Source organism: Eubacterium sp. An11 (genome assembly GCF_002161065.1).
Lineage (GTDB): Bacteria > Bacillota > Clostridia > Lachnospirales > Lachnospiraceae > Anaerobutyricum > Anaerobutyricum faecale.
Genome location: NZ_NFLV01000020.1, coordinates 24,756 through 38,368 on the forward strand (window position 1 = coordinate 24,756; position 13,613 = coordinate 38,368).

Here is a 13,613-nt window from a genome sequence, read left to right on the forward strand (position 1 = left end):
AACAGATAACCTGGAAACAGGCGGAAGATCAGAAGAAAAGGAAGAAAGGAAAAACAGTATGACAGGAAAAATCATGAAGGGCATCGGCGGTTTTTATTACGTGTATGTGGAAGGCGCCGGACTTTATGAATGCAGGGCAAAGGGAATTTTTCGCAACAAAAAAATGAAACCCAACGTGGGTGATATCGTGGATATCGATGTGATTTCCGAGGAAGAAAAAACAGGCAATCTCACAGTCATCCACAAGCGGAAGAATCAGCTGATCCGGCCCATGGTCGCCAACGTGGATCAGGCGCTGGTCATTTTTGCGGTCCATGAGCCGGAGCCGAATTTCCAGCTGCTGAACCGGTTTCTCATCATGATGGAGAAACAGCAGGTTCCTGTCATCATCTGTTTCAATAAAATGGATCTGGCCTCGGAGGAGGAGCGCGTGCGGCTGAAGCGGGATTATGAGAAAAGCGGCTGCCGGGTGCTCTTCTCCTCGGCCCATGAGGGGGAGGGCATTCCGGAATTAAAAGAGCTTCTCCGGGGCAGAACCACCGTCATGGCGGGGCCGTCCGGCGTGGGAAAATCTTCCACCTTAAACAGTATCAGTACCGAAAAGCAGATGGAGACCGGAGCTGTCAGCGAGAAGATCAAGCGGGGCAGACATACCACCCGCCACTCGGAACTGATCTATCTGGGGGAAGATACTTTTCTCATGGATACGCCGGGATTCAGCTCGCTGTATCTGACGGGCATCGAAAAAGAAGAGCTGCGTTTTTATTTCCCGGAATTTTCAGAATATGAAAACCAATGCCGTTTTAACGGCTGCAGTCATATTCATGAGCCGGGCTGCGCGGTAAAGCAGGCCCTGGAGGAAGGAAAAATCAGCCGGATGCGCTACGAAGACTATTGTTATCTGTATGAGGAGCTGGCAAATGCAAAGAAATGGTAAAATATTGATCGTGACCGGCGGCAGAGTGGAAGAAGAATTTACCGCCGCTTATCTCAGGGACCGGAACTTTGACCGTATCATCGCGGCGGATTCCGGTCTCGCTTCCTGTCGGGCGCTCCATCTGACGCCCACAGATATTCTGGGAGATTTTGACAGCCTGAAAGAGGAGAATCTGCTCACATTTTATAAAGAGCAGGGGGTTCCGGTGCGGGAATTTCCCACAAGAAAAGATTACACAGACACCGAGCTGGCGGTGGAGTACGCCCGGGAGCTGTCTCCGGAAGAAGTAATTCTTCTGGGGGCCACCGGCACCCGGCTGGACCATGCTCTCGCCAACATCGGAATGCTTGAAAAGCTGGCCGCGGGGCATATTTCAGGAAAAATAGTGGATAAACACAACGAAATAGAAATGCTTTGTGGACAAAACGAGAAAAAATATAAAAAACAGCCGGACCGGCCATTTTTTTCGCTGATGGCCTGGGGCGGCTCAGTGACCGGCATCGACCTGATCGGTTTTTCTTATCCCCTTGCCAACGCAAGCCTGCAGCCTTCCCAGAGCTTAGGCATCAGCAACGAGCTGGCAGAAGAATGGGGAACCCTGCGGATGAAAACAGGGAAACTGCTGGTGATAAGGTCGGCGGATTAGTAAATCTCCATGCAGCATACAGAAGACTGCTTTCACAGAAGACAAGCCATTGATAAAAGTTCTCCTCCTCCACTTCGGCAGGCTGGGTATACTGCTGTGATCGAATTGATCAGGCAGACGCCTGCGCTCACAGTCGTCGTCGAACCATATCAATGGCTTGTCTTCTCCAAATGTAGTTGTGAGTAAGCCACCAGGTAGCTCTTTCGTCGGTTTGAATCAGATGACTTGCTATAATCCGGGTAATGCAGACGGCAGGAATTTGCGGTATAGTTTGATGATGATAGAAAAACGTATCGGGGAAGATCGACGACGACTGTGAGTGCAGGCGTCACGTACTTTTTATAAAAGGTGATAGTTACCAGCCTGTCGAAGTGGAGGAGGAGACTTCCCTGATTGCGTTTTTCTATGATAAATACAAAGTTGCAAATTCCGTCTGTTCATCGCCATCCGGATAATCTCAAAACCGATAGATTCAAACTGACAAATCCCTATACATTGAATTTAAAGAGCACCACATCTCCGTCCTGCATCACGTATTCTTTTCCTTCGGAACGGACGAGGCCTTTGTCTCTGGCTGCGGACATGCTTCCGCAGGCGATCAGATCATCGTAGCTGATGACATCGGCTTTGATGAAGCCCCGCTCGAAGTCAGAGTGGATTTTTCCGGCAGCCTGCGGCGCTTTGGTACCTTTGGTGATGGTCCAGGCTTTGGATTCCATCGGCCCTGCAGTCAGGTAGGAGATCAGGCCCAGGATACGGTAGCTGGCTTTGATCAGCTTTTCAAGGCCGGATTCGGAAAGTCCCAGATCATCCAGGAACATAGCTTTCTCGTCATCATCCAGTTCTGCAATCTCCTGTTCAATCTGTGCGCAGACCACGAATACTTCGGAGTCACAGCCGGCGGCGTATTCTTTTACAGCCTGTACATATTCATTGGAGGCGCCGTCGTCGGCCAGGTCATCCTCCGATACATTTGCCGCGAAGATGACCGGTTTGGCTGTCAGCAGATTGCATTCATCCAGCAATTTCTGTTCGTCTTCATCTTCGGTGACAAAGGTTTTGGCCAGGTTGCCGTCTTCCAGATGTGCTTTCATTTTCTTTAACAGTTCCACTTCTGCGGCAATCTTTTTATCATTGTGAGCGGCGCGGGCTGATTTCGCGATGCGGCGCTCCAGCACTTCAATGTCAGCAAAAATCAGCTCAAAGTTGATCGTTTCGATATCTCTGAGAGGATTCACGCTTCCATCCACATGGACAACGTTGCTGTCTTCAAAGCAGCGGACCACGTGTACGATGGCGTCCACCTCACGGATGTTGGCCAGGAACTGGTTTCCCAGACCTTCTCCCTTGGATGCGCCTTTTACAAGACCGGCGATGTCCACGAATTCGATGACGGCCGGAACAATCTTGGCAGAGTCATACATGTCAGAAAGCACCTGCAGCCGGGCGTCCGGAACAGGAACAATGCCCACGTTCGGATCGATGGTACAGAAAGGATAGTTGGCAGATTCGGCGCCGGCTTTGGTCAGAGAGTTAAATAATGTACTCTTTCCTACATTTGGAAGTCCGACAATACCTAATTTCATAGTAATTCCTCCATTTATCATTTATTTCATTGAGATGTCGTTTGCATTACAACTGTCCATTCTACCATAGAAAGAAAGAAGCTGACAAGGGGGCGGAAAGAAAAATGCCGGATTCACATAATGATTGAAATTTTTTACGGAGCGGGCTATAATATTCCCAATGTCACAGCAGGGCAGGGACTGTCCTGCGTTTCAACGAGAGATACAGGAGGTTATTATGGAATATATGGATATCCGGTTCCCGAATCTGGGAATTGTGTTTTCTCATGTGGGAAGATACATTTCCGTCGGGGGTTTTCATATTATGTTTTACGGGATTATCATTGCCGCAGGTTTTCTGGTGGGGCTTCTGATCGCCCAGAAGGAAGCGAAGCGGACTGGACAGAATCCGGAAATGTATCTGGATTATCTGATCTGTATGATGATTCCGGCCATCGTTGGGGCAAGAGCCTATTATGTTATTTTTTCCTGGGATTATTATAAAGAACATCCCCTGGACATCATCAATATCCGGCATGGCGGTCTGGGTATCGTCGGCGGTGTGGCGGCGGCCATCGTGGTGCTTCTCATATTTGCCAAAGTGAGAAAACAGAAGGCGGCCCTGATGCTTGATACCATGTCCATGGCGCTGCTGGTGGGGCAGATCATGGGACGCTGGGGGAATTTCTTCAACCGGGAGGCTTTCGGGGGATACACAGACGGACCGCTGGCCATGCAGATCCCTCTGGGGTATTTTGAACAGACCGGAAGACTGGGAGAGATTGAACAGGCAGGACTTCTGGATCATCTGGTAAATGTGGATGTGGGAGGACAGATGCTTTCCTATATTCAGGTGCATCCGACGTTCCTTTATGAAGGCCTCTGGAACTGTCTGGTTCTGCTGGTGATTTTTCTTTACAGGAAGCATAAGAAGTTTGACGGCGAACTTTTGTGCATCTACCTTATGGGCTATGGTCTGGGACGTTTCTTTATTGAGGGACTCCGGGTCGATCAGCTCCAGATCGGTCATACGGGAATTGCGGTGACACAGGTGGTATGCGCTGTGGTTTTTGCGGGCAGCCTCATTACGATGATCATAAAAAGGCGAATGCGGCAAAAACAGCTTTGATTTTATACCCTGTGCTTGATAATTGCATTTTTGTATGCTATAATGCCAGAAGTTTTGCAGACAAAAGCTGAAATAGGGGAAGAGGCCTGGAGGAAGTTATGAAGCGTTTTTGGAAAGATTTAAAGGAGCATTACAGATATGCTCTTTACTCCGCCAAATCGGAGCTGAAGTCGGAGGTTGCCAACTCCTATCTGAACTGGGTATGGTGGGTGCTGGAACCTTTCTGTTTTATGTTGATCTATACATTTATTTTTGGCTATATTTTTAATTCGAAGGAGCCGTTTTTCAGCGCCTTCGTATTTATTGGCCTGACAGCATGGGAGTTTTTTAACCGGTGTCTGACGCAGAGTGTCAAGCTGATGCGTAACAATAAGTCCATTGTGACCAAGGTTTATATTCCGAAGTTCATCCTTCTCATATCCCGGATGTTTTTTAACGGATATAAGATGCTCATATCCTTTGGAATCATTGTGGCGATGATCATTTTCTTTCGGATTCCGCTGACGCTGAATATATTTTATGTGATACCGATTATGCTCACACTGTTTGTGCTGACCTTTGCCTGTATGACACATCTCCTTCATTACGGAGTTTTTGTACAGGATTTGACCAATGTGGTCACCATTGTACTTCGTATGATTTTCTATATGACCGGTATCTTCTATAATATTGAGACCAGGGTGCCGGAACGGTTCGTGGGCCTTCTGATGCATGCCAATCCCATGGCGCTCATTTTGAGCAGCCTCCGGAAATGCATTCTCTACGGAGAGACGCCGGAACTTAAATGGCTTGGCATCTGGTTCGTCATCGGTGTTATTGTTGCCATCCTGGGAGTCCGTAAGATATACAAGAATGAAAACAGTTATGTAAAGGTGATTTAATGGAAGTAATGGAAGAACGCAAGAGTGCCATCAGTGTACGAAATGTTTGTATCAATTATAAAAGTTTAAAAGCAGCCTCTATCAAGCAGAGCCTGTTTAGCTTCAGAAAGGTGAAGCAGGAAGTTTTCCAGGCAGTTCGGAACGTTTCCTTTGAGGTGCCGGAAGGACAGATCCTTGGAATTACCGGGAAGAACGGCAGCGGTAAGTCCACTATGCTTCGGGCCATCGCCGGTATCTTCTCCGCCGACAGCGGAGAGATCGATCTTCACGGACATTCTATTTCTCTGCTGGCCATTGGTGTCGGCTTTAAAAATGAGCTGTCCGGCAGAGAAAATATCATTTTGTCCGGTATGCTTCTGGGATTCAGCAAGGAAGAGATCATGGAAAAAATGCCGGAAATCATCGAGTTTGCCGGCATCGGCAACTTTATCGACATGCCGGTCCGGACGTACTCAAGCGGTATGCATTCCAAGCTGGCGTTTTCCATCTCGGCGATCCTCGAGACGGAGATCATGCTCGTTGACGAGGTTCTGAGTGTCGGAGATCAGAAGTTCAGAAAAAAGAGTTACCGGAAGATGAAAGAGCTTATCTCCAGCCGGGACCGGACGGTGGTCATCGTGTCCCACAATATGAGCACGCTGGAAGATCTGTGCGACCAGCTGATCTGGATGCACGACGGAGAGATCGTCATGTATGACAAACCTGAGATCGTACTTCCGATTTATAAAGATTTTATGCGATAAATAAGATTGACTATGAAGAAGCCTTCGGGCTTCTTTTTTTGTTGGGAAAATCTGGACAGCGGCGGCGGAACCGGGGAAGCAAGCTTACCCGGCCCCGCAGACATTGGACGGATAAGGGAACATGAGCATGAAGCGGGGGATCGCGGAATGCGAATGATCCCGGAGGACAGCGGGAGTGCGAGAGCACGGAGCTGTCCAATTTCCCAACAAAAGCCGGAAATCCGGGCAGGATACGCCCTGACACCTCAATGATTAGAAAAAATTGCAATTTTTCTTAAAAAATTATCTTTTTTTAGGCAATCATACGTTCTCCCTGTAAAAAAAAGGAAAGAAAACCTTAGAAAATATCCCCAAAATAATGTTGCAATACCTTTCTGTATGAGATAAAATAAATGACAAGTGGAGCAAAGTGGTAAAAAGTGACGTTTTCTGGGGAGGGTATCCCCGAAAGAGATACAAAAAGAAGAATGGAGGAGACGTCTGTTTTCCGTAAAAGAAGGTGAGCAATGTGTTTCAGGGAGAATTTCAACATGGGCTGGACGCCAAGGGACGCCTGATTTTACCGGCGAAGATTCGGGAAGAACTCGGAACACAATTTGTACTTACCAAAGGGATGGACGGATGTCTTTTTATTTTTCCGCCGGATTCCTGGGAGACCTTTGCCGGGAAGCTGAATGCTCTTCCGACTTCTTCCAGACAGGCGCGGAAGCTGAAACGTTACTTTATCGGAAGCTCTGTAGAATGCGAAACAGATAAACAGGGAAGATTTCTCATACCACCGGTGTTAAGAAGCTTTGCGGAGATAGACAAAGATGTCACGGTTCTTGGCGTATCGGACCGCATTGAGCTGTGGAGTACAGAAAAATATGACGCGTATCAGAACGAGGAAGATGAGTCTATCGAGGACATTGCGGGAGAACTGGATTTTTAGACAGAGATATCAGGACAGAGTTTCCGGGCTTGGATACCCGGAGAAAAAATATGCTGCCTGATAAGGAGGATGCCATGGAGTTTAAACATAAGTCCATTATGCTGGCGGAGACAATTGAATCATTACACATTAAGCCGGACGGGATTTATGTGGACGGCACTCTGGGAGGAGGAGGACATTCCCTGGAGATTGCAAAAAGGCTGACAGACGGGGGGCGTCTCATCGGCATAGACCAGGACGGAGATGCCATTGAGGCTGCCGGGCAGCGTCTGGCGCCTTATTCAGACCGGGTGACCATCGTCCGGAGCAATTACGCTCAGATGAAGCAGGTACTTCAGGAGTTATCCATTGACAAAGTGGACGGTATTTTGCTGGATCTGGGAGTTTCTTCCTACCAGCTGGATAATGGTGAACGGGGATTTACCTACAGAGAAGACGTGCCTCTTGACATGCGTATGGACAAGCGTCAGGAGCGGACGGCGAGAGATATCGTGAACACGTACAGTGAGACGGAGCTTTATCATATCATCAGGGATTATGGTGAGGATAAATTTGCAAAAAACATTGCAAAGCACATTGTGCTGGCGAGAAAAGAAGCGCCGGTGGAGACCACCGGACAGCTGACAGAGATCATCAAGGCAGCCATTCCGAGAAAGGTGAGAGCGGTGGGAGGACACCCGGCCAAAAAGACGTTCCAGGCTATTCGCATTGAGCTGAATCATGAGCTTGATGTGCTGAAGGGGCATCTGGAAGAAATGGTCGATCTTCTCGGAGATGAGGGAAGACTTTGCGTGATCACCTTCCATTCTCTGGAAGACAGAATTGTGAAAAATATTTTCAGAACCTGCGAGAATCCGTGCATCTGCCCGCCGGGCTTTCCTGTCTGCACCTGCGGACGGGTATCCAAGGGCAGAGTGATCACGAGAAAACCGATCGTACCGGGAGAGGAAGAACTCAGAGAGAACAGCCGGGCCAAAAGTGCAAAGTTACGTGTATTTGAAAGAATCGTTTCATAAGAGATGAGACAATACAGTGTGTTGGAGGAATTGGATATGGCGTTGCATAGTACATCAGAGCGTTACAATTACATTTACGGGAGCAATGTGACAAAGCTTGACGGGGAGGGCCGTTACGGAGACGGAACCTACGGAGCACAGCCGAAGAAAAAGAAAAATAACCGCGCCAGAAGAGCGGCGGAGACGAGAGTTCAGAAGGAACGGCCGGTGAATCCGGAAAAGGAGGCGGCGATCCAGCGGAACAAAGAAAGACTTCAGGTTTTTGACTGGAAGTACACGGTGATCACAGCGGTGGCAGTGATAATCTGCGCGGCAGCTGCCCTTGTATATCTGGGAGGAAGGGTGCATCTGAATAATCTTTCCTCGGAGATTTCCAGTCTGAAATCCGAGAAAGAGGAATTGCTCAGTGAACAGAACGCTTTGCAGACGGAAATTGATAAAAATATCAATCTGGATGAAATACGTATTTTTGCAGAAGAAGAATTACATATGGTATATCCGGGTCCCGAGCAGGTAATTTATTATAACAGCAGTACAAGCGATTATTTCAGACAGTATGAAAGTGTTGATACATCGAATTAAAAAGTGGGTGGTAATGTGACGAAAAAGAAAAAAAAGGTAAGTCGTCTGACCACAGCAATGAGGGGCAAACTGAGTGTAGTATTTTTAGTAATTGTTTGCCTCTTTTTATTGCTGGCAATACGTCTTGCCTATTGGACAATACGAAATGGAGATGAGTTTGAGACCATTGTGCTGGGACAGCAGAACCATACCAGCTCTACCATCGCCTATGAGAGAGGAAGAATCTACGACCGCAACGGAAATATTCTCGCTTCCAATGAGAAGATTTATACTCTGGTGCTGGAACCGAAAAATATCATTGATGTGGGAACCGCCGGTCAGGATGAAGAAGAGGACGGGCAGAAGAAGGAGAATAAAGTTCTGGAGACGACCATCCAGGTGCTGAATGAATATTTTGGTTTTTCCGAAGATGATCTCCGGCAGACCATTGAGGAAAATGCAAATTCTTACTATGTGGTATATAAAAGAAATTTAAACTATGACGAAGTATCTGCCTTCCGGGAATTCCTGGCCAAGGCGGACGAGTCCTGGGATGCGAATACCCCGGCCGATGAGAAGGCGGAGATTGAGAGGGCCAGGCTGGTGGAAGGCGTTATGTTTGAGGAGAATTACAAGCGGGTCTATCCATATAAAGATCTGGCCTGCCGGATTCTCGGATTCACTTCTTCCGGCAACAGCGGCAACTGGGGCATCGAACAATATTATAATGATACCTTAAATGGAACCAACGGACGTTCCTACTATTATTTTAATCAGGAACTGACACAGGAACAGACGGTAAAGCCGGCTGAAAACGGGAATTCCGTGGTCAGTACCATTGACATGCAGATCCAGCAGGTCATCGAGGAGAAACTGGCGGAATTTGATAAAGATGTGGGCAGTAAAATGACCAGTATTCTGGTCATGGATCCAAGAAACGGGGAAGTGCTCGGCATGGCTTCTTCCAATCCCTATGACTTAAATGATCCTATGAATGAGGAGGAGCTTTTACAGCTGTATTCTCAGGAAGAAATCGACAAGATGAAAGAGTACACAGAAGAAAAGGAGTCGGAGGAGAGCAGCGAGGACGAAGCGGACGAGGCTTCCACGGAAGAAAATGAAGAAGACACCACAGCGGAAGACGGCAGTGAGGCATCCACAGAGGAGGAAGAAGAAGATAAAATGACCATTTATGATGGCTTTTATCAGCTCTGGCGTAATCCGATCATCAGCGATGCCAATGAACCGGGATCCACGTACAAGCCGTTTACAGTGGCAGCTGGTCTGGAGACCGGCGTGCTGACGGGCAATGAGTCTTACTATTGTACCGGTTCTCTGAATGTGGGCAGCTGGAATATCGGATGTTCTCATGTTCACGGCAATATCAGTCTGGAAGACGCTGTGGCGGAATCCTGTAATGTGGCAATGATGAATATCGCCTTTAATGAAGGCAATGATATTTTTTATCAATATCAGAATCTGTTTGGCTTCGGACGAAGCACAGGTATAGACCTGCCGGGAGAGGCACAGACCGCATCTCTGATACCGGCGGAGAAAAACAGGGATACAGTGACCCTCGCCACCAATGCCTTTGGTCAGAACTTCAACTGTTCCATGATGCAGATGGCGGCAGGATTTTCTTCCCTGATCAACGGTGGTAATTATTACAGACCGAGAGTGGTGAAGGAGATTCAGAACGATCAGGGAGATGTGGTAGAAGAGAAGGAACCGGAAGTTTTAAGGGAGACTGTTTCCGAGGAAACCTCAGAAACCATGCGCGGTTATCTGAAAAAGACGGTGGAATCCGGAACGGGAACCAAGGCGCAGATACCGGGATACTCCATTGGAGGTAAAACCGGTACCGCAGAGAAGATTCCGAGAAATAAAGAAGATTATTACATTTCTTTTGTGGGATTTGTGCCGGCAGAAGATCCGGAACTGCTCATCTATGTCACCATCGATGAACCGAATGTGGACCATCAGGCCAATGCGGCTCTGGCAGTGAATCTGGAGCGGGAGTGCATGGAAGAAATCGTAAAGATTCTGGGGATCGAGCCAACAGAAGAGCTGACTGAGGAAGAAAAACAGCAGATGGAAGAGAAAAAGGCGCAGGAAGAGGCTGAAAAAGAGGCGGCGAAAGAAGAGCAGGAGGCGGAAAAAGACACCGCGGATGCTAGCACTGACAGCACGGAGACGGACACTGCAGACGATGACTCTGAGGGTACCGGAGCAGATGACGCATCCACCCAGGCAGGGCAGGATGATGAGACGAATGATGAAGAAGATGCCTCCACGGAGGATGACGGAAGCAGTGAGACAGACAGTGCTTCCTCACAAGATGAGGAATAGATAGAAGAATATATGCACAAATACTGCGTAAACTGAATATAAAAGAACAGTTGAAATTGTGATGGCATGATTGAGATTTATGTATTTCAGAAGCGGAAATACCGTTTCCTTTTCGGATGCCTGACCTTGCTTTTCTGTGTGCTGGCCTGCAGACTGTTTTACCTGATGGTGATTTCTTCGGAAGAACTCAGTGAGAGGGCCAGAGATGTGGAGCAGAGAGAGCGTTCCATCAAGGCGGCCCGGGGCATCATTTATGACAGAAACGGGGTGGTGCTGGCAGATAATCAGCCGGTATGCACCATCTCGGTCATTTACAGTCAGGTGACAGAACCGGAGAAAGTGATAAAGCTTCTCTCGGAGAAGCTGTCCATGGATGAAGAAGAGATCCGCCGGAAGGTGGAGAAGGTTTCCTCCAGAGAAAAGATCAAGAGCAATGTGCCAAAGGAGACGGCCGATGAGATCCGGGAAGCGAATTTAAGCGGCGTCAAGGTGGATGAAGATTACAGGAGATATTATCCTTACGGCAATCTGGCTTCCAAGGTGCTGGGATTTACCGGTTCCGATAATCAGGGAATCCTTGGTCTGGAATCCCGGTATGACAGCGTCTTAAAGGGAACTGACGGAACGATCCTTACCCTGACAGATTTCCAGGGGATTGAGATTGAGTCGGCGGCGGAGGAGCGGGTGGAACCCGTTCAGGGCGACAGCCTTTATCTGTCTCTGGACTATACCATGCAGTCGTTTGCCCAGCAGGCGGCCGAAAAGGTGCTCAAAGAGAAGCAGGCAAAAAGTGTTTCGGTGATTCTGATGAATCCCCAGAACGGGGAGATTTATGCCATGGTAAATGTGCCGGAATATGATCTAAATGAACCTTACGAGCTTCTCTCCGTATATGAAAGCGGGGAGGGCAGTGAAAATGATAAACTGAACAACATGTGGAGAAATCCGCTGATCAGCGATTCTTATGAGCCGGGATCCACTTTTAAGATTGTGACGGCCACCGCCGCTCTGGAAGAAGGAAAGGTATCTTTAAATGACACCTTTCACTGTCCCGGATATAAGATCGTGGAAGACAGGAAGATCCGCTGCCACAAAACCCAGGGACATGGAACCGAGACCTTTAAGAAAGGAGTCATGAATTCCTGTAATCCGGTATTTATGGAGATCGGGGCCAGAGTGGGAGCCAGAACTATGCTGGAATATTATAAGAAACTGGGACTGTATGAGAAAACCGGTGTGGATCTGCCGGGAGAGGCGGGTTCCATCATGCACAAGCTGGAAAATATCGGGGCAGTGGAACTTGCCACCATGTCTTTTGGGCAATCCATTCAGATTACGCCGCTGCAGCTTCTGCGGGCGGTCAGTGCCGTGGTGAACGGAGGCACTCTGGTGACTCCCCATTTTGCCATCCGCACGGAAGATTCTGTTACCGGGGAGATCACAGAATTGACTTACGAGACAAAGACGGGGCGGGTGACGGAGCAGACGTCTGAGACCATGCGTTCCCTGCTGGAAGCGGTGGTCTCAGAAGGAACAGGAAAGAACGCCCAGGTGGAAGGCTATCAGGTGGGAGGAAAGACAGCCACCAGTGAAAAGCTTCCCCGGGGAACCGGAAAGTACATTTCTTCTTTCCTCGGTTTCGCTCCGGCGGACCATCCGGAGATTATGGGGCTGGTTCTGATCGATGAACCGGTGGGCGTCTATTACGGCGGAACTATCGCTGCTCCGGTGATGGCGGAAATCTTCCAAAATATCCTGCCCTATCTTGATAATATCTGAAAAGAGGATTATACTGTGGTAGAATGTCTTAAATTTACTACGTGTGCTGTCACGTTCTGTTTTGCGGCGGATGTGCCGGCGCACAGAGATAAAATGGAGGTTAAACTATGAATCAATCAATTGCAATACCAGCCCTGGCGGCATTTTTTGTCACTTTAATACTGGGACCGGGAATGATCAAGTTTTTACATAGATTGAAATTTGGTCAGTTCATCCGGGAAGAGGGACCGGAGTCCCATCTGAAGAAGTCAGGCACGCCTACCATGGGAGGAATCCTCTTTCTCATTGGAATCCTGGTGGGCTCGGTGTTTTATATTGCCGACTATCCGAAGATCGTTCCGGTTCTCTTTGTGACTCTGGGATTTGGTCTCATCGGTTTCTTAGACGACTACATTAAGGTAGTCATGAAGCGGAATCTGGGACTGACGCCGGCGCAGAAAATGCTGGGACAGATTTTTATCACGGCGGTATTTGCATTTTATATGGTAAATTATTCCGGCCTTGGAACAGAAGTTATGATTCCTTTCACCGGAGGGAAAATGGTGGACCTGGGAATTCTTTATGTGCCGATTCTGTTTTTTGTGGTACTGGGAACCGTCAACGGAGCAAACTTCACCGATGGTCTCGACGGGCTTGCCTCCAGTGTGACCACATTGATCGCCGTGTTTTTCACTGTCATCGCGGTGGCGGCCAAAACAGATGTGCATCCGGTGGCCTGCGCTGTCATCGGTGCCCTGCTGGCATTCCTTTGTTTTAATACCTATCCGGCAAAAGTGTTTATGGGAGATACGGGTTCCCTGGCACTGGGAGGATTTGTGGTGTCAATGGCTTACATGCTGCAGGTACCGTTCTTCCTTCCGATCGTGGCCTTCATCTATTTTGTGGAGGTGCTGTCGGTGATCATACAGGTTACCTATTATAAAAAGACCAAAAAACGTATTTTCAAAATGGCGCCGATCCATCATCATTTTGAGCTGTCCGGCTGGCCGGAGACAAAGGTGGTATCTATCTTTTCCATCGTGACGGCGGTGCTCTGCCTGATTGGAATGCTTGCTTATTAGCAGATTGGAGAATGA

12 protein-coding genes are annotated in these 13,613 nt (G+C 48.3%); 11 read left to right on the forward strand and 1 reads right to left on the reverse strand.

Annotated elements, in window-relative coordinates; all coding sequences use genetic code 11:
- Positions 1-58: 58 nt before the first annotated feature.
- Together rsgA and B5E53_RS13395 are read left to right on the forward strand one after the other, a co-directional pair.
- The gene (gene rsgA, locus B5E53_RS13390; protein ID WP_087315866.1) at positions 59-937 is read left to right on the forward strand and encodes a ribosome small subunit-dependent GTPase A; all 879 of its coding nucleotides are present in this window, start codon (positions 59-61) and stop codon (positions 935-937) included.
- The gene (locus B5E53_RS13395) at positions 921-1,583 is read left to right on the forward strand and encodes a thiamine diphosphokinase (protein ID WP_162611918.1); all 663 of its coding nucleotides are present in this window, start codon (positions 921-923) and stop codon (positions 1,581-1,583) included. Before rsgA ends, B5E53_RS13395 begins: the two co-directional genes overlap by 17 nt.
- 488 nt (positions 1,584-2,071) lie before the next feature.
- Here B5E53_RS13395 and ychF read toward each other — a convergent pair whose 3' ends face one another.
- Positions 2,072-3,169 carry a redox-regulated ATPase YchF gene (gene ychF / locus B5E53_RS13400; protein WP_087315871.1) on the reverse strand — a complete coding sequence of 366 codons (1,098 nt, stop codon included), beginning with the start codon at positions 3,167-3,169 and terminating at the stop codon, positions 2,072-2,074.
- 217 nt (positions 3,170-3,386) lie between these two features.
- Here ychF and lgt point away from each other — a divergent pair, with 217 nt between their 5' ends.
- From lgt to mraY, 9 genes are all read left to right on the forward strand, one after another.
- Positions 3,387-4,277 (forward strand): prolipoprotein diacylglyceryl transferase, encoded by an 891-nt coding sequence (gene lgt / locus B5E53_RS13405; protein ID WP_087315873.1) that lies wholly within the window; start codon positions 3,387-3,389, stop codon positions 4,275-4,277.
- Positions 4,278-4,375: 98 nt separating this feature from the next.
- Positions 4,376-5,158 (forward strand): ABC transporter permease, encoded by a 783-nt coding sequence (locus tag B5E53_RS13410; RefSeq protein ID WP_087315875.1) that lies wholly within the window; start codon positions 4,376-4,378, stop codon positions 5,156-5,158.
- Positions 5,158-5,901 (forward strand): ABC transporter ATP-binding protein, encoded by a 744-nt coding sequence (locus B5E53_RS13415; protein ID WP_343215655.1) that lies wholly within the window; start codon positions 5,158-5,160, stop codon positions 5,899-5,901. The genes B5E53_RS13410 and B5E53_RS13415 overlap by 1 nt, the downstream gene beginning before the upstream one ends.
- A 508-nt stretch (positions 5,902-6,409) precedes the next feature.
- Positions 6,410-6,832, forward strand: a complete 423-nt coding sequence (gene mraZ, locus B5E53_RS13425) for a division/cell wall cluster transcriptional repressor MraZ (RefSeq protein WP_087315879.1) — start codon at positions 6,410-6,412, stop codon at positions 6,830-6,832.
- Positions 6,833-6,906: 74 nt separating this feature from the next.
- Positions 6,907-7,848 (forward strand): 16S rRNA (cytosine(1402)-N(4))-methyltransferase RsmH, encoded by a 942-nt coding sequence (gene rsmH / locus B5E53_RS13430; RefSeq protein ID WP_087315926.1) that lies wholly within the window; start codon positions 6,907-6,909, stop codon positions 7,846-7,848.
- Positions 7,849-7,884: 36 nt separating this feature from the next.
- A complete protein-coding gene (locus B5E53_RS13435; protein WP_087315881.1) occupies positions 7,885-8,430 on the forward strand; it encodes a hypothetical protein in 546 nt (181 codons plus the stop codon).
- A gap of 3 nt (positions 8,431-8,433) precedes the next feature.
- Positions 8,434-10,758, forward strand: coding sequence for a penicillin-binding protein 2 (locus B5E53_RS13440; RefSeq protein ID WP_242963724.1), 2,325 nt, complete (start codon positions 8,434-8,436; stop codon positions 10,756-10,758).
- Positions 10,759-10,923: 165 nt separating this feature from the next.
- Complete coding sequence (locus B5E53_RS13445) at positions 10,924-12,537, forward strand: penicillin-binding transpeptidase domain-containing protein (protein WP_343215657.1); 1,614 nt, start codon at positions 10,924-10,926, stop codon at positions 12,535-12,537.
- Positions 12,538-12,644: 107 nt separating this feature from the next.
- Positions 12,645-13,598 carry a phospho-N-acetylmuramoyl-pentapeptide-transferase gene (mraY, locus tag B5E53_RS13450; protein WP_087315887.1) on the forward strand — a complete coding sequence of 318 codons (954 nt, stop codon included), beginning with the start codon at positions 12,645-12,647 and terminating at the stop codon, positions 13,596-13,598.
- The last annotated feature ends 15 nt before the right edge of the window (positions 13,599-13,613 follow it).

Excerpts from the sequence above, each read along its gene's own strand:
- rsgA (WP_087315866.1), top strand. The coding sequence starts at position 59 with ATGACAGGAAAAATCATGAAGGGCATCGGCGGTTTTTATTACGTGTAT.
- B5E53_RS13395 (WP_162611918.1), top strand. The coding sequence starts at position 921 with ATGCAAAGAAATGGTAAAATATTGATCGTGACCGGCGGCAGAGTGGAA.
- ychF (WP_087315871.1), bottom strand. The coding sequence starts at position 3,169 with ATGAAATTAGGTATTGTCGGACTTCCAAATGTAGGAAAGAGTACATTA.
- lgt (WP_087315873.1), top strand. The coding sequence starts at position 3,387 with ATGGAATATATGGATATCCGGTTCCCGAATCTGGGAATTGTGTTTTCT.
- B5E53_RS13410 (WP_087315875.1), top strand. The coding sequence starts at position 4,376 with ATGAAGCGTTTTTGGAAAGATTTAAAGGAGCATTACAGATATGCTCTT.
- B5E53_RS13415 (WP_343215655.1), top strand. The coding sequence starts at position 5,158 with ATGGAAGTAATGGAAGAACGCAAGAGTGCCATCAGTGTACGAAATGTT.
- rsmH (WP_087315926.1), top strand. The coding sequence starts at position 6,907 with ATGGAGTTTAAACATAAGTCCATTATGCTGGCGGAGACAATTGAATCA.
- B5E53_RS13435 (WP_087315881.1), top strand. The coding sequence starts at position 7,885 with ATGGCGTTGCATAGTACATCAGAGCGTTACAATTACATTTACGGGAGC.
- B5E53_RS13445 (WP_343215657.1), top strand. The coding sequence starts at position 10,924 with ATGGTGATTTCTTCGGAAGAACTCAGTGAGAGGGCCAGAGATGTGGAG.
- mraY (WP_087315887.1), top strand. The coding sequence starts at position 12,645 with ATGAATCAATCAATTGCAATACCAGCCCTGGCGGCATTTTTTGTCACT.